This is a genomic window from Pseudomonas sp. AC169 (genome assembly GCF_979258515.1).
The window spans coordinates 5,661,056-5,679,442 of sequence record NZ_OZ409866.1 but is presented as its reverse complement, the minus strand read 5'-3'; the positions used below and the strand labels follow the sequence as shown (position 1 = coordinate 5,679,442).

Sequence of the window (18,387 nt, the reverse complement as noted above, 5' to 3'; positions counted from 1 at the left end):
CACGAAACCGAAAGGTAATAGCTTACTACTCCTTACTTGAAGGCACGCACTACCGCCCATCGAAGTCAAGGAAATGGTATGGCTTTAAGAACGGCAATGAAAAAATCATGGCGAAATATGGTGATGCTCCTACCGCAGTTCTTAGTGACGACGAGTCTACGGGAGAGCAACCACTTGAGCTTTTTATAACTGATGAACACACAGAACACTATCTTTCACTAAAAGCTGGCAGTGATCGAAACCGCGGCTTGCTTAGCGGACTTCTCGGGGGAGTTTCAGCTCTGATCGCACTCATCATTGGCGTTTGGATGGCTTTACTGGGCAAGTGGGACGGAGTGGGCTGGATGTTACTTTTCGGAATACCGTTGTTCATTGTTCCAATCATCATCGAAACAAGACGCTCTTTACCACTTCCCATAATTTTCAACCGACGAACACAGGAAGTCTATTTCGACAACGAAGGAGAGCTCTATCATACTCCTTGGAAGGGAATAGAGGCCGTAGCTTGCGAGTTCGACATGGTTGGCCTTTATTCTGGGAGCATCCGGAACGCCTCGCTTGAAGTATTAATGAAGCGCTTGGGAGAACCTGAAAACGAAATTATGGTCAGCATTGGTACGCCGGCGGGAAAGTCTTTAGAAATGCAGAAAGGATTTTGGGAATACATTCGCTCTTATATGAACAACGGCCCATGGTTCGACCACACTGGAGCTCATAGCGAATCGGATGACTTTGTAAAAAGCCAGTTAGACCTAAACTTAAAACAATCTGAATACTTAGGCGCATGGAGAAAAATCATTCGTGAAAAAAAAGAAGCTGGAGATGGAAGCAATTACTTAACTGGCACTGATTTTTTAATGCTACTAAACAATATAGTCTTCTATCCATCAAACAAGATTCAAGACTTTGTTTATGAAAGAGCAAAGCGTCGCTCGCGTAACCGTTGGCCCACTGTCGTGACTGAACGACTGGAAGCGGATGGTCCAACGACAAAATTGATTGATTTAGAACGCGAGCGTGGTCTCACTGTTTGATTAAATGTTGGAGATCCTCAGCTTGGTAGCGGCATGTGCAGCCTCCTCATAAGCTTACTGAATCCAAGTTAGAGCAACCCTCTTTATTCTAATCCAGGAAAAATTGAAGTGTGACTCATCGGTTCGCGATCGGTGAAGTCCTCTCCAGGCATAAAGCCGGAATGTAACCTCTTACCTTGGAATTTTAGTCATTTGATAGATATTGCTTCGGACGCACGTCGAAAACGAACATGGCGAATAGCCGTTGCTTTACTAGCTTTGCTGATTAGCTACGCCACCCCAAAAATCATTGATCTATTTCGTACGCCCGGCGCCATGCTGACGTCAGAAAATCACACAGACCGCCCAATTTTCAGTTTTTGGGTAAATGATTTTTGGGGCGGCAATATGGCCGCATTGGGCGATGGCGGAATCATGTGCTGCCGGAGAGTTGAGGGGGAAGCGGTTCGTGTCTCGTGGATCGTTAGCATTACAGAAGATCAGTTCAGGCAAGGGATGAGGCAAGAAGAGCATGAGGTGACATTGCCTCTGCCCCTCCAAAAACGCACTGATCGTTATCTACATGTGCGTTTTCTGCCCAAAAATATTGTTGAGTTGAAATGGAGTCCGAGCTTGGATAGTCCGTTTGATTCCGAACCGAATACAGCATTTCTTAAGTGATCGAATTTCGTAATCGAAGAGAAAAAAATTCCGTCCTGGCATCACGCGAGGATTGAACCTCAGACCTAGGATTTGATGCGTGTGATCAGTATTTCTGCGGATGCGCACCGAAAGCGAACTTGGCGGCGAAGACGCATTGTCCTTGGCGTTCTGGCTTTGCTGCTTAGCTTCGCCACCCCAAAAATTATTGATCTATTTCGTACGTCCGGCGCCATGCTGACATCAGAAAATTACACAGATCGCCCAATTTTCAGCTTTTGGATAAATGACTTTTGGGGCGGCAATCTGTTCGCAATGGGCGGCGGTGGAATAATGTGCTGCTCCAAATTTGAGGGAGACACAGCCAAAATCACCTGGATATTGGACATGACCAAAAAGCAGCAAATACAGGGCGCGGTAGAAGAGCGCCATGAAGTTCAGCTTTCGCTTCCGCAGCGTGGCCCCCACGATCAGTACCTGCATGTACGTTTTGATCCGGACAATAAAGTACGGCTCGGTTGGAGTACTGACCTCTTCAGCCCCTTTGAATCCCGCCCAACCAAGGCTGTTTCGCTAAGCAGTGAGGCGCAGTAAGAATATGCGGTTCAGTCAGCCCCCCACGTGCAATCGGACTGAATCCAGCCCGCTCGGCTTATCTCAGGCGCTTATAACAAAACTACTACAGCTTACTCAGGACAAAATTAAGTCCCTAACTGCAGTTTTGCTTTTTTTGATATTAATGCCAGGGCTATCGCTCGGCGCACTCACACCCGATCAGTCGCAAGCCAAACGTAAAGGCATTGAACTTTACAATCAAAATCAATGGTTTAAATTAGAACCATATCTGAAGATTTCAGCCGAAGCGGGTGATACTGAATCACAGTATTTTTTGGCAGAAACCTTACGCCACCAAAAATTGTTTATGACGAAAGAAGCGCAGCATTGGTACGAGGAGGCTGCGGCCAAAGGTCACGTATATGCAATGTTAAGGCTCAGTGAGAACAGAGAGCTTTGCACTCTCACTGAAGAATGCAAACAGGATGAAAAGTATTGGATAAATACTGCGCGTAAAATAACAAAGGAATGCGCGGACTCCGGTCAAAAAAAATGCCTTCTCATGATGTACAACACCACAGCAGAAATTGAATGGCTTAAAAAATCTGCAGAAGCCGGCGATTCTCTCGCGCAGAATCTTCTTGCGCATCGTTTTGAAGAAGGAGAGGGATGGTTTTTACTTCCTTCTCAGCGCCAACAAGCTGTTATGAAATGGGCGAAGGCATCGTCTGATGCGGGATATCCGCCAGCCATGCTCGAATGGGCCTTAGAGTTAGCGAAAGAAGGGAGCGCAGAAGCAGCTAAAAATGCGCTGTTAAGTTCCGCAGAAACTGGATATGTAGACGCTGTATTTGAGTACGCGGCAGCTCTATCTTCTGAGGATCACAGTAAAAAATATGAAATAGAGCTGGACAAGGCAAAATCCTACGCTCTATTCAGTCTGCTTTCTGAACTGGGAGACAGCAGCCCAGGCGACTTAGCACAAAAGCAGACTTCGTTCCTAGCTAGCAGTATGTCGAGCGACGAAATCAATCATGCAAAAAAAATTGCTCAGGACTGGAAATCTTCCCACCCCCCTCTTTCCTATTTTGCACCTGAATTTGGCTTCTAAGTTTTGAAAAAACAGTACAAACCGTGATTAGCAGATCTTCCAGTAACTGACCGTGCCTAAGATCGTCGCCCGGGTGCTGTGGGATCGCGGCATCCTCGCCGACGCCTACAGCTTCCAGCTCGGCGCCGAATACCCGCAGCGCGAATTCTACGTGCAGTACGACGAATCCGACCTGCACTTCATCCAGCGTTCTGCCAAAGTATTGAGGGGGAGGCAGTTCGTGTCTCGTGGATCGTTAGCATTACAGAAGTTCAGTTCAAGCAAGGAATGAGGGAAGAAGAGCATGAGGTAACACTGCCTCTACCTCGACAAAACCGTACTGATCGTTATCTACACGTGCGTTTTCTGCCCGGAAGTATCGTTGAGCTGAAATGGAGTCCTGACTTGTTTACCCCATTTGAACCCCGACCAACCAAATCTGTTTCGGAAAGCAGTGAGGCGCAGTAAAAATATGCGATTCAGCCACTTGCCCATGTCCAGTCGCTCGAAGATATTGATCTGCGCGACAGTGCTGCTGGTCGCTTTTATGACTTCTCTTATTCTTGACCATGTTCGTACACCCGGTACTGCCCTTACATCCCACAACTACACCGATCGTCCCATCGGCAGCTATTGGGTAAATGGTCACTGGGGCGGTAACGGAGGGGTGACCTGCTGTTGGAGCATCGATGGCAACACCGCTAAAGTTGCGTGGATTCTGAGCATGTCTAAAGCTCAAGAAGATCAGGGGATGAAGATCGAAAGACATGAAGTGCAAGTGCACTTGCCTTCACGCAACCGTGGCGATGACACGCTGCATGTCTATTTTCTGCCGAACAATCGTATTGAGTTGATGTGGGCATCGACGGTGCTGGATCGGCGTCATCACTCAACGGAATCCTTGCCACGCTGAAACACGGGGCGTTTCTCACTCCGTCCCGTGGTTGCGTCCTGTCAATTTCTCATCAAACCGGCGCCTTCCAACTCAACATCTGCTGCTGCGCCACCTGCAGCAAATCATTGCCATCCTGCGTCAGCAGGTACAGCGCATGGGTGATGTGTGGAATGTCCTGCACGTCGGCGTGTTTGAAGCATAGGCAATGCAGGGTTTCGAGCAGGTCGGCGGCGGCGCGGATGCGCTGGACGGCGGCTTCGAGGATGTCCTTCGGGTTGGCTTGGGTGTCGATGAGCAGCGTCGGGGTTTCGGTGACGTTGCTGCTGAGGGGGAGATAGCGGTTTTGTAGCAGTTTGATTATTGGCATATTGATTACTCGATTGTTTCAAAAGTAACCGCCGACACCGTGACCAAACGGTGGGAGGCGGACCGTGTACAGGCTTGGTCAACCGAGAACAATCAACTCAGCTCGCCCGAAGGCGTCCTGCACACGGCCACCACAGCTATGCACTTCACGGTCAAAGAACTCCGCGGTGCAAATGATGGCACATATGCAATCGATTATTCCCGGGTGACCAAACCCGAACCACTGATTTTGCAGCGGCAACCGACAATAACCGCCTCGCTACAGCCGCCGAAAGCAGACAAGGCACCAGCCGGTGTAGGAATTCGCCAAACCTTCCTAAGAAAACCGCCGCACTCCCTGACAGCCGGCGTTCAGCTCGGTTAACCATCCCTTAACGCCGTGGTCAAAAACTCTACTGAACCGCACGCCCTCAGCCATTCTGGCTGTTGCCCAGTGCGGCAGGTTCGGGTGAATCACGCCGAACTCTAGAACCGCCACACGGGAGTCCTTTCATGAACATTCGTCCTTTATTGCTCTCCGCCGCCCTCGCCTGCACCGCGTTTGCCGGGCTGGCCCAGGCCAGTGACACCTCCGCCACGTCCAAAGCCGTGCCGTATGAGTACGGCATGCCGCTGCATGTGGCCAAGGTGGTGTCGTTGACCGAGCCGCCAACGCAACTGTGCAAAGTGGTCACGGCCGACATGAAGTACATCGACAATACCGGTAGACCTGAGGAAATCAGCTATCGGAAATTGTCTGACGCGTGCAACTTCCAGAACTGACAGAAACGTCTGATTTGCGGGTTTGCGGTAGGCGTGGGGAGTTTCGGCGGTTATGCTCGGAGCCCTCCTCACTGCCGCAAGGATTCGCCATGCAGTTGTCGTTTCGCACGTTGTCGGGCTTCACGTGTTCGTTGTGTTTCTTCCTGGCGCTGGCTTGGGGCTTTTTCCCGGACATGCTTCTGGCGATCTGGAGCATTGAATACTCCGAAGGTGCCGGGTTTGTCGCGCGGCGCAGTGCGGTGCTGTTTGCGGCGTTGGGCGTGATGTTTTATCTGGTGCGCAACGCGCCGCCGTCGCTGGGGCGTAATGCGCTGAGCAACGGCTTTATCGTCGGATGTTTTGGTTTGGCGGTGCTGGGTTTTGCGGAATGGCTCAACGGCCATGCCGGCCCCGGGATTTTGCTCGCGGTGCTGGTCGAGTTCGCGCTGGGCCTTGGTTTTGTGCAGGCCCGGCGCGTGACGGTCGAACTGGGTGAAACGGTGCGTTAGACGACTCTGGAGCGTGGGCTGTAGTGATGTTGCACAGTTTGCTGGTTCAGATCCGAGCGCAGCCCGGCGATCAGTTCATTGATTTCACGACAACCATTTAGGTGGCTGGCGTCGATTCCGCTGACCAGCAGATCGACCTGATCGGTCTGGTGATCGACGAAAACCTTGACGGTCATCGACAAGTCTGGCGACAGCGTGCACTGGCAGCGTTTCGGCAGAAAACTGCTTTCAATGATATTGCGTAGTTCCAAGGCAGACAGAAACATGGCGAAACCCTCTCCTTACTGTGAGATGCCAATCAAGTATTCACGCTGACCGTTGCTGCCCCTGCACGGGTGTGTCCCCGCTGTTTCCCTGGTGCGACAAGCGGTGGTACTGCGAAATGCCCATTGGAGTGTAGGCGCCCAAGGCCGGTGCGCCGCACTGAAAAGACGCATAAAGCGTGCCTTTCATCGGCTCATTTTGACCCTCATGAAATCAAGTACTTGGCGGCGGTGCCAGTATTTGGCTACTTGCAAATTGCAAGAATGGATCGTGCAGGCACTGCAATTTGCAACTCGACGCCGGTTTGCATTCGTGGGTTATGACGGTAAGAATGCCCGTCATCCACCCTACACCCGCACGGAGGCTTCCATGGGTTCTTTCCGCGTTTACGCGACCACCGGGCTGTTCATCGCCAGCCTGTCCACCCTCGCCCACGCCGCCAAGCTTGAAGACGTCGCGCCGTACCCGAAGGCTGAAGCCGGGTTCACCCGCCAGGTCATTCACTTGCCCAAGCAAGAGCAGGAAGAAAACTTCCAGGTGGAAATCCTCACCGGCAAAACCCTTGAAGTGGACTGCAACCGTCAACGTTTGGGCGGCGTTCTGGATGAGAAGAATCTTGAAGGTTGGGGTTATCCGTTCTATCGACTGGAAAAAGTCATCGGGCCGATGAGCACGATGATGGCCTGCCCGCCCGGCAGTCAGAAGAAACGCGCGTTCGTGCCGGTCGTCGGTGACGGCTTCATGCTGCGGTACAACAGCAAGTTGCCGGTCGTGGTATACGCGCCGTCGGACGTCGAAGTGCGCTATCGCATCTGGTCGGCGTCGGACAAAGTCGGGACAGCCCTGCAGGAATAACCTGAATAACAAGGAGTGCGTTGCTTGATTACCTGCCACGTCCGATATGTCATTGATCCGTACCAATTGCCTGAGTTCGAGGCCTACGCGAGGGCTTGGCTCGGCATCGTCGAGCGCTTGGGCGGCACCCATCATGGCTACTTCCTGCCGTCCGAAGGCGCGAACAATATCGCTTATTGCCTGTTCAGTTTTCCGTCGCTGGCGGATTACGAAAGCTATCGGCACATCGCGCTGACCGATCCGGAAAGCACCGCACTGGTTGCCAGCCTGGTCGAGAAGAAGTTCATCGTCAGCTACGAGCGCAGCTTCCTGCGCCCATTGCTGCCGTAAGCTTCATCACGCCGAGACGCTGCACACCGCGGCGCGCTCGGCGACATGGCGCAGGCTGTCGAAGTTGATATTGGCGCCCGAGTCGATCGCCACGAAAGTCTGCTCGCGCACCCCGGTTCGCGCTACATACTGCTTGATCCCAGCCACGGCCAGCGCGCCGGAAGGTTCGGTGATCGAGCGGGTATCGTCGTAGATATTCTTGATCGCCGCGCAGAGGTCGTCGTTGCTGACGGTGATCACCTCGTCGACGCAAAAGCGGCAGACCTCAAATCCGAACGCGCCAATCTGCGCTACGGCCACGCCATCGGCGAAGGTGCCAACATTCGGCAGCACGACGCGCTGATCGGCTTCCAGCGCGGCCTTCAGGCACGCTGAATGTTCGGATTCGACGCCGATGATCCGCACTTCCGAACGCAGGTATTTGACATAGGCTGCGATGCCGGCGATCAGACCGCCACCACCTACCGGGATAAAAATCGCATCCAGCGAACCTTGATGCTGACGAAGGATTTCCATGGCCACGGTGCCCTGCCCGGCGATCACCTCCGGGTCATCGAACGGTGACACGAAGGTGCGCCCGGTTTGTTCCGCCAGTTGCAGCGCATGGGCCAGCGCGAACGGAAAACTCTCGCCGTGCAGCAGCGCTTCGGCACCGCGGCTGCGCACACCCAGCACTTTCAGCTCCGGCGTTGTCGATGGCATGACGATGGTCGCCGCGATGCCCAGCTCTCGCGCCGCCAACGCCACGCCTTGCGCATGATTGCCGGCGGATGCCGTGATCACGCCACGCGCCTTCTGTTCGTCACTGAGTTGCACCAATTTGTTATAGGCACCACGGATCTTGAAGGAGAACGTGGGCTGCAGGTCTTCGCGCTTGAGCAGAATCCGGTTGCCCAGCGCCTCCGAGAGCGCCGGCGCCGCTTGCAAAGGCGTGCGCACCGCGAGGTCGTACACCGGCGCGGCAAGGATCTTCTTTACGTAATGCTCAAGCAGGGTTTGCTGGTCGGGGCTGTGCGGCATGGTCGTCTCCTGACATTTTTCAGAACCCCGGAGACAGAAAGTAAAAACCCGCCTCTAGGGCGGGTTGGGTGCTGCAGTCGTGAGCTAGCCCGCCAAATGAGGAATGGCGGTAATAATAATTGGCTGGCAACGCGATACAGTCGAAGTCATGGGCTGAAAATTAGCCTGTGCGCTAATGGCAAGTCAATGGCCAATTTTGCTTTGCACCGGTAGTCTGGCGACTCTCTCATCGCACCAAGGAAGGAACGCATGATGTCCATCGCCCTGCCCCTCACGGCTTTGCTTGCTTTTACCGGTTACACCGTTTCGGTGATGCTTCAGGCTGAACAGTCATTGATCGACTTCGGCATCAGCCTGATGTCGCGGCCCGATACCGCGCAGGTGGTGATTGATCTGTATCTGCTGGCGACACTGGCCGGCGTGTGGATGGTCAAGGATGCCCGGTCGCGCGGGCAATCGGTTTGGTCGGTGCTGCCTTATTTGTTGCTGACGGCGGTTTTCGTGTCGATCGGGCCGTTGTTGTATCTGGTGGTGCGTGGGGTTCGCGAGCGCAACAAGAAGGCGGTGGATCTGGCTCGGGTGGGTTGATCCGGGTTATCGGATGCCGGGTAGATTGCCTTCGCGAGCAGGCTCGCTCCCACATGTCAGGTTTTTTTCACGGCAACGAACGCGGCGGTTTCGTAAGGCACTGTCACCACATCCCTGCCGCGCAGCTGAGGCTCGGCGGCAATCAACGCACGAATCTGCTCATCAACCTTCGCCCGCTGCGCATCCGGTAGCGCGGCGATGAAACTGGTCGAACGCACACGATTGAAAATCACATCTTCCGGCGACCCGGTGTGGCCGTGGTGAAACCGTTCAACCTGCAGAGCCGCGAATGCCGGGTGTGGAAAAGCCTTGCGCCAGGCGCCGGTGTAATAGCGTGGTGTGTCGCCCTCTAACGCGTTAACGATGGCGTCCAGTTTAGGCACCCAACTGACTTGGGTGTCGCGCAGGTTCCAGATCAGCCCCAACTTGCCCCCGGGCTTGAGCACCCGGGCGATCTCCGTCAGTGCCTCAGTACTGGCGAACCAGTGAAACGCCTGCGCGCAAATCACCACGTCTACGGAGGCGTCCGGCAACGGCAGATCAGTCGCCGTGCCGCTCACTGCCAGCACATCGGGCCACGCGTCCGAAAGCTTTTCCAGCATTTGCGCGACCGGCTCAACGGCGATGACCTGTGCGCCAGTCGCCACCAGCCGCCCGGTGAACTTGCCGGTGCCCGCGCCCAGATCGATCACGGTCTTATGGCCGTCCAGGCCCAGTGTCGTGGTCAGCCATTGACTGACTTGCGGCGGATAGTCCGGCCGCCCTTTGACGTAGGTGTCGGCAGCGGTTTTGTAGCCGGCAGCGGCTGAGTGATGGACATGGTCGGTCATGGCAACGCTCCTTACGGCAAAACTTCGGATCGACGGCAGACGCTCCCGAGCATAGCGCTTGAATTTACGCTGAACTTGAACAGTCACTGATAAAGCAATGAATAAAATTTCACCCTGTGGTGTTCAAAGTGAAACATAACCCTCTGTGGAGCCTTGCCCATGACTATCCGTTCCGTTATGTTCGCCGCCCCGTTGCTGCTGGTGGCGGCGATGTCCAGCCATTTGGCCCTGGCCAATGGTGATGAAGAAGAAGTGCAGAAGCCCGAATGCCCGAAAGGCCAGGTCTGGGACAGCAAAACGCAGAAGTGTGTGATGCAAGTCAGCAAAGCACTTTCGGATGCCGACCGTACCGATTATGCCTATCGCCTCGCCAAGACCGGTCGCTACGAAGAAGCCCTGGCGCTGCTCGACACACTGGAGCAACCGAACACCGCCAAGGCCCTGAACTATCGCGGATACGCCACCCGCAAACTGGGGCGCACCGACGAAGGCATCGGTTATTACCTGCAATCGGTGAAACTCGATCCGCAGTACGCGCAAGTGCGCGAATACCTCGGCGAGGCCTATGTGATCAAGGGCCGCGTCGACCTGGCGCAGGAACAGTTGCAGCAGATCCAATCGATTTGCGGTACGTCGTGCGAGGAATACCAGGATCTGGCTGAGGCCATCAACGATTCAGCAAAAACCTGAGCATTCAAAAGGACAGCCATCATCGTCAGCGATCAGGCCTTCAGAGCAGAACTAGGACAGCATCTGGCGCGACTGTGGCGCTACGGTTTGCTGCTGTCGCGCAATCGGCATGTGGCAGAAGATCTGGTGCAGACCACGTGCGTGCGAGCGCTGGAGCGCACCAGTCAGTACATTGCCGGCACGCGCATGGATCGCTGGTTGCTGAGCATTCTGCATTCGATCTGGCTCAATGAGGTGCGCGCTCGGCGCGTGCGACAGGGCGCAGGTCAGGTCGATGCCGATGGGCAACTGGCGGTCGATGGTGAGTACGCCGCGCAGACGCATGTGATGGCCGCGCAAGTGATCCGCCGCGTCGACGCCTTGCCGGAAACCCAGCGCGAGACAGTATATCTGGCCTATGTCGAAGGCTTGTCCTACCGCGAAGTCGCTGAAATCCTGCAAGTGCCGATCGGCACGGTGATGAGCCGTCTGGCCACCGCTCGCTTGAAACTCGCCGAATACCCGCCGCTGCAGGCAGTGCCGAAATCCACCGAAGGAGACCGATCATGAACACCCCTTCGGATGAGCAACTCGTCGCCTACCTGGACGGCGAACTTGATGGCGACTACCGCAATCAACTCGACCATGCCATTGCCGAAGACTCGCTGCTCAGCTTGCGCGTGCAGTGGCTCAGTCGCAGCAATCTACCGTACAAGAATGCCTATGACGAACTGGCACAACAGGCGCCGCTGGATCGCCTGCAAGCGCGGCTGGACGCGATTCCTTCACCGCAGCCTCCTGGCTTCAACCGGCGCTGGTTTATCGGTGGCGCCGCCGCAGCGCTTGTGGCCGGTGGCGTGTTGGCCGACCGGTTGTTCCTCGGCTGGCATGCCGCGCCATTGAGTAACTGGCGTGCATCGGTGGGCGATTACATGGCGCTGTACGTGCCACAGACGCTCGATCATCTGCCCACTGACGAAGCGTCCCAACGGGCGCAACTGCGCACGATTGATGCACGCCTCGGCCTGAACCTTTCGCACGCTAATGTGAAGTTGCCGGGGGCCGAGTTCAAACGGGCACAAGTGCTTGAGTACGACGGTGTGCCGATTGCGCAGATCGTTTATCTGGATGGGAAACATGGGCCGTTGGCGCTGTGCGTGACCCGTTCGAACAGTGGCGGTCAGCCGCTGGCGCACGAGCGTCGGCATGAAATGAATGTGGTGCATTGGGCCGAGCGTGAGCATGCGTGGATGTTGATTGGCCGTAATTCGTCGGCGGAGCTGGAGCAACATGCGGTACTGCTGCGCTCACAACTGCTGAAAGTGTAAGAACGCGATAGGCCTTCGCCGTCTCTAAATAGCGGACAACCAGCGCTGAAGATGGCGATTGAGTTACCGCTTTCGCGAGCAGGCGAAGGCCTACATGGAGTTCTTCGCAGGCTAGACGGTAGTGGGCAACCACAATCTGAAGCGCGCACCGCCCAACGGCGAGGACTCTACGGTCAACGTGCCACCCTGCGCTTCCAGCGCGCGGCGGCTGATCGCCAGGCCAAGCCCAAAACCACCCGTAGCCCGATCCCGACTGCGATCAAGCCGATAAAACGGCTCGAAAATCCGCTCACGTTCGTCATCGGGAATCCCGATGCCGTCATCATCGACCCAGATCTCGCAGCCTTCGGCATTGACCTGCACGCCAATCTGAATGCGTTTCTCGCAATAGCGCATGGCGTTGCGCAGTAGATTCTGGATCGCCCGCGCGGTCAGGCGTGGATCAAGCGAGAAGCGTTCGAGCTGACCGTGCAGCAACACGTCGATGACGATCTCCGGCGACTCCAGCTCTTCATCGACACTGCCCAGAATGCTGTCGATGAACTCATCCAGCGACACCTCGACCTGCTCCGGCAGTTGCGCCGGGTTCTGCAAACGGCTGTAAGAGAGTAACTCCAACACCAGCTCATCCAGCTCGCGAATGTGCGCGACCAATCCCAACAAGCGCTCGCGGCTGGCGGTTGGCAAGTCATCGGACAGCGCCAGGGCCAGGCCGAAATCCAGACGCGTCAAGGGTGTACGCAGTTCATGGGACACGGCGTTGAGCAGATCACGTTGCTGATTGAGCAGGTTTTCGATGTCGCCGGCCATGGTATCGAAGACATTGGCGAGGCTGCCGATGTTGGAATTCTGGGCGATCTTCGTACGTTCGCTCAAATGACCTTTACCGAAGCGCTCGGCGGTGCCTTTGAGACGCTCCAGATCGCGCCAGTGCGGGCGCAGCCACATCAACAGGCAGGCCAGCAGGCTCGCGCCGACCAGCACGTTGATGCTCCAGTACAACAGATTGACGTCCATCGGGTCCGGCGGCACGACCATTTGCACGGCGGTGGTGTCGTCCAGCGGCGTCACCGCCAGCGTGCGCCAGCCCCAATCGCCAATGCGTACGACGTTTTCGCCGCGACGCAGGCGTTCCTGCTCGATGGCGGTGAACTCGGCATCATCGATCCGCGCGAGGGCGATGTGCAGCGGCTGGAAATCCTTGTCCATCGACGCCGCCAGCGCTGGCCACTGCTCGTGCGGCACGGCGTGAAACTGGCGGGTGATCAGCGATTGCAGGCCGCGCGAATAGTCAAGGTTGTAGGTGACGAAGCGATCCCGGAACGCCATGACCACCAGGTCCGGCACCAGATAGATCGCCGCGCTGTACGAGACGATCGTCACCAGATACAGGCGAAACAGGATACGAAACATCAGCTCAGCATTCCCACTCGGAACGGCTGAACAGATAGCCCTTGCCCCACACCGTCTTGATCTTGCGCGCCTCGCCGGCGTGGTCGTCGAACTTGCGGCGCAGCTTGGAGATTGCCACGTCCACCGAGCGATCGGTACCGTTGAATTCGATACCGCGCAGGCGTTGCAGAATCTGATCGCGGCTCAACACTTCGCCGGCGTGCCGGGCCAGGACCACCAGCAGGTTGTATTCGCCGCTGGACAGCTCGACCGGTTGATCGCGCCAGGTGACCGTGCGCTCAGACAGATCGATGCACAGATTGCCCATGAGGATGCGGTCATTGGCGGTCAGCGGTTCGCCGAGGCTACTGCGGCGCAACAAGGTGCGAACGCGCGCCAGCAACACGCGCGGTTCGCACGGTTTGGTGACGTAATCGTCAGCGCCCATTTCCAGGCCCAATACCTGATCGTGGCTGTCGTCGCGGGCCGTTAGCATGAGGATCGGCAGCGTCGCCGAATCGGCACGCAGCAAACGACAGACTTGCAGGCCGTCGAGGCCTGGCAGCATCAAGTCGAGGATCACCAGATCCGGCGGATTGACCCGCGCCCGTTCGCGCACGTGGTCGCCACGGCCGATCACGCTGACGGAATAACCGTTGCGCTCCAGGTAGCTGGAAATCAGTTCGGCGAGGGCGGTGTCGTCTTCGACCAGGAGGATGTTGGGCATGGGGTGATCCAGAAAGTGCTGTGGCGACTGATAAGGCCCATTCGCGAGCAGGCTCGCTCCCACAATTGGAATGCGATCCCTTGTGGGAGCGAGCCTGCTCGCGAAAGCTATCTATCTGTCGCAATAAATTTCAAGACCTGAAGGATATACGCCCTCGCCCATCCCTGAGCAAAACCCTTACACAATTTCACACAGCGCCTACAAAGCTTCACCGCTAATCTCGGCGTCTGCCCGTAGGATGCGGACATCAATATTGGGGGTTGTACATGTCGAACAAACTGCTGGCCGCGCTCGGCCTGATCGCGATGGCGCTGACGCTGAGCGCCTGTGATTCATCCTCGAAGGCAGAGGATCAGACGCCACCGGCCACGGTGCGTATCGAGACGGTCGAAGCGAACCCCCTGACGATCAGCAGCGAACTCAGCGGCCGCATCGCCGCACCACGGATTGCCGAAGTACGCGCACGGGTGGCCGGCGTGGTGCTGCAACGCACCTTCCGTGAAGGCAGCGACGTGAAAAAGGGCGACGTGCTGTTCCGCATCGACCCGGCGCCGTTCAAGGCTGACCTCGACAGCGCCGAAGCCGCCCTGCGCAAGGCCGAGGCCAATGCGTTCCAGGCCAAACTGCAAGAGCAGCGCTACGCCCAGTTGATCGACGACAAAGCCATCAGCGCTCAGGACTACGACAACGCCCGCGCCAATGCCCGACAGACTGCTGCTGACGTTGCGGCCAACAAGGCTGCGGTCGAACGCGCAAAACTGAACCTCGGTTACGCCACCGTCACCGCGCCGATTTCCGGCCGTGTCGGTCGTGCACTGGTGACCGAAGGCGCACTGGTCGGGCAGAACGAAACCACGCCGCTGGCGCTGATTCAACAGCTCAACCCGATCCACGCCGACCTCACCCAGTCGACCCGTGAACTCAACGAGTTGCGCCGCGCGTTCCGCTCCGGGCAGTTGCAGGAAGTCGGCCAGGATCAGGTGAAAGCCACGCTGATTCAGGATGACGGCAGCCTGTATCCGCTGCCGGGCAAACTGCTGTTCAGCGACATCACCGTCGACCCGGGCACCGGCCAGATCATCCTGCGCAGCGAATTCCCCAACCCGGATCTGGATTTGCTGCCGGGCAGTTTCATTCGCGTGCGTCTGGAGCAGGCAACCATCCAGAACGGCATCACCGTGCCGCAGCGCGCCGTGCAACGTGACAGCGCCGGTATTGCTCAGGTGCTGACCGTCGATGAGCAAATGCGCGTCGCCGAACAACCAGTGCAACTCGGCGCGGTGCAGAACAATCGCTGGATCGTCACCGGCGGCCTCAAGCCCGGCGACCGTATCGTCATCGAAGGCCTGCAACACGCCCGTCCCGGCGAAACCGTGCAGATCGACGACACCCCTCTTCCACTTGCCCAGACCTCTGGTCAGTAAGCAGGACGCTTTTCTATGCCGCAGTTCTTTATCGACCGCCCGGTGTTTGCCTGGGTCGTCGCGTTGTTCATCCTGTTGGCCGGTGCGCTGGCCATCCCGCAGTTGCCGGTGGCGCAATACCCCGACGTCGCGCCGCCGCAGATCGAAATCTACGCCGTGTATCCCGGCGCCTCGGCGCAGACCGTCGATGAAAGCGTGGTCAGCCTGATCGAGGAAGAGCTCAACGGCGCCGATCATCTGCTGTACTTCGAATCGCAAAGCAGCCTGGGCAGCGCGACGATCAAAGCCACGTTCCAGCCGGGCACCAATCCGGAGCTGGCACAGGTCGACGTGCAAAACCGCCTTAAGGTGGTCGAATCGCGCCTTCCGCAAGCGGTCAATCAACAGGGCTTGCAGGTCGAAAAAGTCTCGTCCGGTTTTCTCCTGCTGATCACCCTGACCTCCAGCGACGGTAAGCTCGATGACGTGGCGCTCAGTGATTATCTGGCGCGTAACGTGATGAACGAGATCAAGCGCCTGGACGGCGTCGGCAAGGCGCAGTTGTATGGCGCCGAGCGGGCCATGCGCATCTGGATCGATCCGCAGAAATTGATCGCGTTCAATCTGACACCGGCAGACGTCAATGAAGCCATCGTCGCGCAAAACGCCCAGGTCTCCGCCGGCAGCATCGGTGATCTGCCTAATCCGTCGAGCCAGGAAATCACCGCGACCATTCTGGTGAAAGGTCAGTTGTCGACGCCGCAAGAGTTCGCCGACATTGTGCTCAAGGCCAATCGCGACGGCTCCACCGTGCGCATCGGTGATGTCGCGCGGGTCGAGATCGGCAGTCAGGAATACCAGTTCGGCACGCGCCTCAACGGCAAGCCGTCCACCGCTGTCGGCGTGCAATTGTCGCCCGGTGCAAACGCACTGAACACCGCGACATTGGTGCGGGCGAAGATGGATGAGCTGTCGCGCTACTTCCCGGCCGGCGTCGAATACAAGATCCCGTACGACACTTCGCCGTTCGTCAAAGTCTCGATCACCAAAGTGATTTACACCTTGGGCGAAGCAATGTTGCTGGTGTTTGCGGTGATGTTCCTGTTTCTGCAGAACGTGCGCTACACGCTGATCCCGACACTGGTCGTGCCGGTGGCGCTGATGGGCACGTTCGCGACCATGCTCGCCCTGGGTTTCTCGATCAACGTGCTGACCATGTTCGGCATGGTGCTGGCCATCGGCATTCTGGTGGACGACGCGATTGTCGTGGTGGAGAACGTTGAGCGGATCATGGCCACCGAGGGCTTGTCGCCTAAGGAAGCCACGCGCAAAGCCATGACGCAGATCACCGGCGCGATCATTGGCATCACCCTGGTGCTGGTCGCGGTGTTTATTCCGATGGCGTTCATGCAGGGCTCGGTCGGGGTGATTTACCAGCAGTTCTCGCTGTCGATGGCGACATCGATTCTGTTCTCGGCGTTCCTCGCCCTGACCCTCACGCCGGCATTGTGCGCGACGCTGCTCAAGCCGATTGCCAAGGGTGAACACCACGAAAAATCCGGGTTCTTCGGCTGGTTCAACCGCCGCTTCGAGCACCTGACCGATCGCTATCAGGGCTGGGTCGGCTATGCGCTGAAACGCAGCGGCCGTTACCTGCTGATCTACGTTGTGTTGCTGATCGGGCTGGGGCTGTGCTTCGCGCGTCTGCCCTCCTCGTTCCTGCCCGTGGAAGATCAGGGTTACACCATCACTGATATTCAGTTGCCGCCCGGTGCGACCAAGAATCGTACGGTGGCCGTGGCTGAACAGCTTGAGGCGCATAACGCCAGCGAGCCAGGGATCAGTGACACGGTGGTGATTCTCGGCTTCAGCTTCTCCGGTAGCGGCCAGAACGCGGCGCTGACGTTCTCGACACTGAAGGACTGGTCGCAGCGCAGCAGTGATGATGCCGCCAGCTCGATTGCCGATCGCGCCAATATTGCATTGAGCGGGATCAAGGACGCCATGGCGTTCTCGGTTTTGCCTCCGCCCGTGGACGGCCTCGGCACGTCGAGCGGTTTCGAGTTCCGTTTGCAGGATCGCGGCGGCCTCGGCCATGCGACCTTGATGCAGGCGCGCACCGAATTGCTCGCCGCTGCCGAAAAAAGTCCGGTACTGATGAACGTGCGCGAAAGCGCGCTGGCCGAAGCGCCGCAGGTGCAATTGGTGGTCGACCGCAAGCAGGCGAATGCCTTGGGCGTATCGTTTGCCGACATCGGTAACGTGCTGTCCACCGCTGTGGGTTCCAGCTACATCAACGACTTTCCCAATCAGGGGCGCATGCAACGCGTGGTCGTGCAAGCCGAAGGTGATCAGCGCAGCCAGGTGGCCGATCTGCTGAAAATGCATGTGCGCAACAACACCGGGCACATGGTGCCGCTGTCGGCGTTCGTCCAGGCCAACTGGATTCAGGGCCCGGCGCAGTTGACCCGTTACAACGGTTATCCGGCCATTGCGATTTCCGGCGAACCGTCCCCGGGGCACAGTACCGGTGAAGCCATGGCGGAAATCGAACGTCTGGTGGCGCAGGGGCCGAAAGGCCTGGGCCAGGAATGGACCGGTCTGTCGTTGCAGGAACGCTTGTCCGGCAATCAGGCGCCGATCCTGCTCGGTCTGTCGCTGCTGGTGGTGTTCCTGTGTTTGGCGGCACTGTACGAGAGCTGGTCGATTCCGACTTCGGTGTTGCTGGTGGTGCCCTTGGGCGTGCTCGGCGCGGTGTTGGCGGTGACGTTGCGCGGCATGCCCAACGATGTGTTCTTCAAGGTTGGCCTGATCACCATCATCGGTTTGTCGGCGAAGAACGCGATCCTGATCATCGAGTTCGCCAAGAGCTTGTATGACGAAGGTCATGACCTGATCGACGCGACGATGCAGGCGGCGCGTTTGCGTCTGCGGCCAATCGTGATGACGTCGCTGGCGTTCATTCTCGGCGTGGTGCCATTGGCCATTGCCACTGGTGCCAGTTCGGCCAGCCAACAAGCCATCGGCACCGGCGTGATTGGCGGGATGATCACTGCGACGCTGGCAGTCATCTTCGTCCCCGTGTTCTTCGTCGTCGTCATAAAGCTCGTACAACGATTCACCAAGCCCCACTGATCTTAATTGTGGGAGCG

20 protein-coding genes and 2 pseudogenes are annotated in these 18,387 nt (G+C 57.2%); 16 read left to right on the top strand and 6 right to left on the bottom strand.

The annotated features are described in order from the left end of the window. Positions 1–107: 107 nt before the first annotated feature. From ACZZ0G_RS25420 to ACZZ0G_RS25395, 6 genes and pseudogenes are all read left to right on the top strand, one after another. Positions 108–1,034 (top strand): hypothetical protein, encoded by a 927-nt coding sequence (locus ACZZ0G_RS25420; RefSeq protein WP_463557991.1) that lies wholly within the window; start codon positions 108–110, stop codon positions 1,032–1,034. A 132-nt stretch (positions 1,035–1,166) separates the two neighbouring features. Then, complete coding sequence (locus ACZZ0G_RS25415; RefSeq protein WP_463557990.1) at positions 1,167–1,694, top strand: DUF3304 domain-containing protein; 528 nt, start codon at positions 1,167–1,169, stop codon at positions 1,692–1,694. Between the two features lie 81 nt (positions 1,695–1,775). Continuing rightward, positions 1,776–2,267 carry a DUF3304 domain-containing protein gene (locus ACZZ0G_RS25410; RefSeq protein WP_463557989.1) on the top strand — a complete coding sequence of 164 codons (492 nt, stop codon included), beginning with the start codon at positions 1,776–1,778 and terminating at the stop codon, positions 2,265–2,267. A 4-nt stretch (positions 2,268–2,271) separates the two neighbouring features. Continuing rightward, complete coding sequence (locus tag ACZZ0G_RS25405; protein ID WP_463557988.1) at positions 2,272–3,339, top strand: tetratricopeptide repeat protein; 1,068 nt, start codon at positions 2,272–2,274, stop codon at positions 3,337–3,339. A gap of 46 nt (positions 3,340–3,385) precedes the next feature. Beyond that, positions 3,386–3,529 (top strand): annotated as a pseudogene (locus ACZZ0G_RS25400) (contractile injection system protein, VgrG/Pvc8 family); the annotation flags it as partial. A gap of 261 nt (positions 3,530–3,790) precedes the next feature. Further along, on the top strand, positions 3,791–4,231 hold the full coding sequence (locus tag ACZZ0G_RS25395) for a DUF3304 domain-containing protein (RefSeq protein WP_463557987.1): 441 nt from the start codon (positions 3,791–3,793) through the stop codon (positions 4,229–4,231). A gap of 52 nt (positions 4,232–4,283) precedes the next feature. On the opposite strand, the gene ACZZ0G_RS25390 is transcribed toward ACZZ0G_RS25395, so the two are convergent. After that, on the bottom strand, positions 4,284–4,580 hold the full coding sequence (locus ACZZ0G_RS25390) for a hypothetical protein (RefSeq protein WP_007912147.1): 297 nt from the start codon (positions 4,578–4,580) through the stop codon (positions 4,284–4,286). A gap of 491 nt (positions 4,581–5,071) precedes the next feature. Here ACZZ0G_RS25390 and ACZZ0G_RS25385 point away from each other — a divergent pair, with 491 nt between their 5' ends. Both ACZZ0G_RS25385 and ACZZ0G_RS25380 read left to right on the top strand, forming a co-directional pair. Continuing rightward, on the top strand, positions 5,072–5,341 hold the full coding sequence (locus ACZZ0G_RS25385; protein WP_463557986.1) for a DUF2790 domain-containing protein: 270 nt from the start codon (positions 5,072–5,074) through the stop codon (positions 5,339–5,341). An 89-nt stretch (positions 5,342–5,430) separates the two neighbouring features. Next, positions 5,431–5,829, top strand: coding sequence for a hypothetical protein (locus tag ACZZ0G_RS25380; RefSeq protein WP_463557985.1), 399 nt, complete (start codon positions 5,431–5,433; stop codon positions 5,827–5,829). Here the strand turns inward: ACZZ0G_RS25380 and ACZZ0G_RS25375 are convergent. Next, positions 5,826–6,095: a DUF1652 domain-containing protein gene (locus ACZZ0G_RS25375; protein ID WP_463557984.1), complete on the bottom strand. Its 270-nt coding sequence runs from the start codon at positions 6,093–6,095 to the stop codon at positions 5,826–5,828. The two genes, ACZZ0G_RS25380 and ACZZ0G_RS25375, sit on opposite strands and share 4 nt — an antisense overlap. 367 nt (positions 6,096–6,462) lie before the next feature. On the opposite strand from ACZZ0G_RS25375, the gene eco reads away from it, so the two are divergent. Both eco and ACZZ0G_RS25365 read left to right on the top strand, forming a co-directional pair. After that, complete coding sequence (gene eco, locus ACZZ0G_RS25370) at positions 6,463–6,948, top strand: serine protease inhibitor ecotin (RefSeq protein ID WP_463557983.1); 486 nt, start codon at positions 6,463–6,465, stop codon at positions 6,946–6,948. Positions 6,949–6,972: 24 nt separating this feature from the next. Then, complete coding sequence (locus ACZZ0G_RS25365) at positions 6,973–7,278, top strand: NIPSNAP family protein (protein WP_463557982.1); 306 nt, start codon at positions 6,973–6,975, stop codon at positions 7,276–7,278. Positions 7,279–7,308: 30 nt separating this feature from the next. Here ACZZ0G_RS25365 and ilvA read toward each other — a convergent pair. Continuing rightward, positions 7,309–8,298 (bottom strand): annotated as a pseudogene (gene ilvA / locus ACZZ0G_RS25360) (threonine ammonia-lyase, biosynthetic); the annotation flags it as partial. Between the two features lie 249 nt (positions 8,299–8,547). Here ilvA and ACZZ0G_RS25355 point away from each other — a divergent pair. Continuing rightward, positions 8,548–8,886 (top strand): DUF2834 domain-containing protein, encoded by a 339-nt coding sequence (locus ACZZ0G_RS25355; protein WP_463557981.1) that lies wholly within the window; start codon positions 8,548–8,550, stop codon positions 8,884–8,886. Positions 8,887–8,942: 56 nt separating this feature from the next. Here the strand turns inward: ACZZ0G_RS25355 and ACZZ0G_RS25350 are convergent, their stop codons facing one another. Continuing rightward, complete coding sequence (locus ACZZ0G_RS25350; RefSeq protein WP_463557980.1) at positions 8,943–9,716, bottom strand: class I SAM-dependent methyltransferase; 774 nt, start codon at positions 9,714–9,716, stop codon at positions 8,943–8,945. Positions 9,717–9,875: 159 nt separating this feature from the next. Between ACZZ0G_RS25350 and ACZZ0G_RS25345 the strand changes: the two genes are divergently transcribed. The 3 genes from ACZZ0G_RS25345 (at position 9,876) to ACZZ0G_RS25335 (ending at position 11,713) form a co-directional block, all read left to right on the top strand. Next, positions 9,876–10,406, top strand: a complete 531-nt coding sequence (locus ACZZ0G_RS25345; protein ID WP_463557979.1) for a tetratricopeptide repeat protein — start codon at positions 9,876–9,878, stop codon at positions 10,404–10,406. 63 nt (positions 10,407–10,469) lie between these two features. Next, positions 10,470–10,955 carry a sigma-70 family RNA polymerase sigma factor gene (locus tag ACZZ0G_RS25340; RefSeq protein ID WP_463558895.1) on the top strand — a complete coding sequence of 162 codons (486 nt, stop codon included), beginning with the start codon at positions 10,470–10,472 and terminating at the stop codon, positions 10,953–10,955. Further along, complete coding sequence (locus ACZZ0G_RS25335; RefSeq protein ID WP_463557978.1) at positions 10,952–11,713, top strand: anti-sigma factor; 762 nt, start codon at positions 10,952–10,954, stop codon at positions 11,711–11,713. Before ACZZ0G_RS25340 ends, ACZZ0G_RS25335 begins: the two co-directional genes overlap by 4 nt. A 111-nt stretch (positions 11,714–11,824) precedes the next feature. Here the strand turns inward: ACZZ0G_RS25335 and ACZZ0G_RS25330 are convergent, their stop codons facing one another. Next, entirely contained in the window at positions 11,825–13,126 is a 1,302-nt protein-coding gene (locus tag ACZZ0G_RS25330; RefSeq protein ID WP_463557977.1) for an ATP-binding protein, read from the bottom strand. A 4-nt stretch (positions 13,127–13,130) separates the two neighbouring features. Next, positions 13,131–13,832: a response regulator gene (locus ACZZ0G_RS25325; protein ID WP_007912171.1), complete on the bottom strand. Its 702-nt coding sequence runs from the start codon at positions 13,830–13,832 to the stop codon at positions 13,131–13,133. A gap of 266 nt (positions 13,833–14,098) precedes the next feature. On the opposite strand from ACZZ0G_RS25325, the gene ACZZ0G_RS25320 reads away from it, so the two are divergent. Next, positions 14,099–15,256 carry an efflux RND transporter periplasmic adaptor subunit gene (locus ACZZ0G_RS25320; protein ID WP_463557976.1) on the top strand — a complete coding sequence of 386 codons (1,158 nt, stop codon included), beginning with the start codon at positions 14,099–14,101 and terminating at the stop codon, positions 15,254–15,256. A 15-nt stretch (positions 15,257–15,271) separates the two neighbouring features. Beyond that, a complete protein-coding gene (locus ACZZ0G_RS25315; protein WP_463557975.1) occupies positions 15,272–18,370 on the top strand; it encodes a multidrug efflux RND transporter permease subunit in 3,099 nt (1,032 codons plus the stop codon). Positions 18,371–18,387 lie beyond the last annotated feature (17 nt).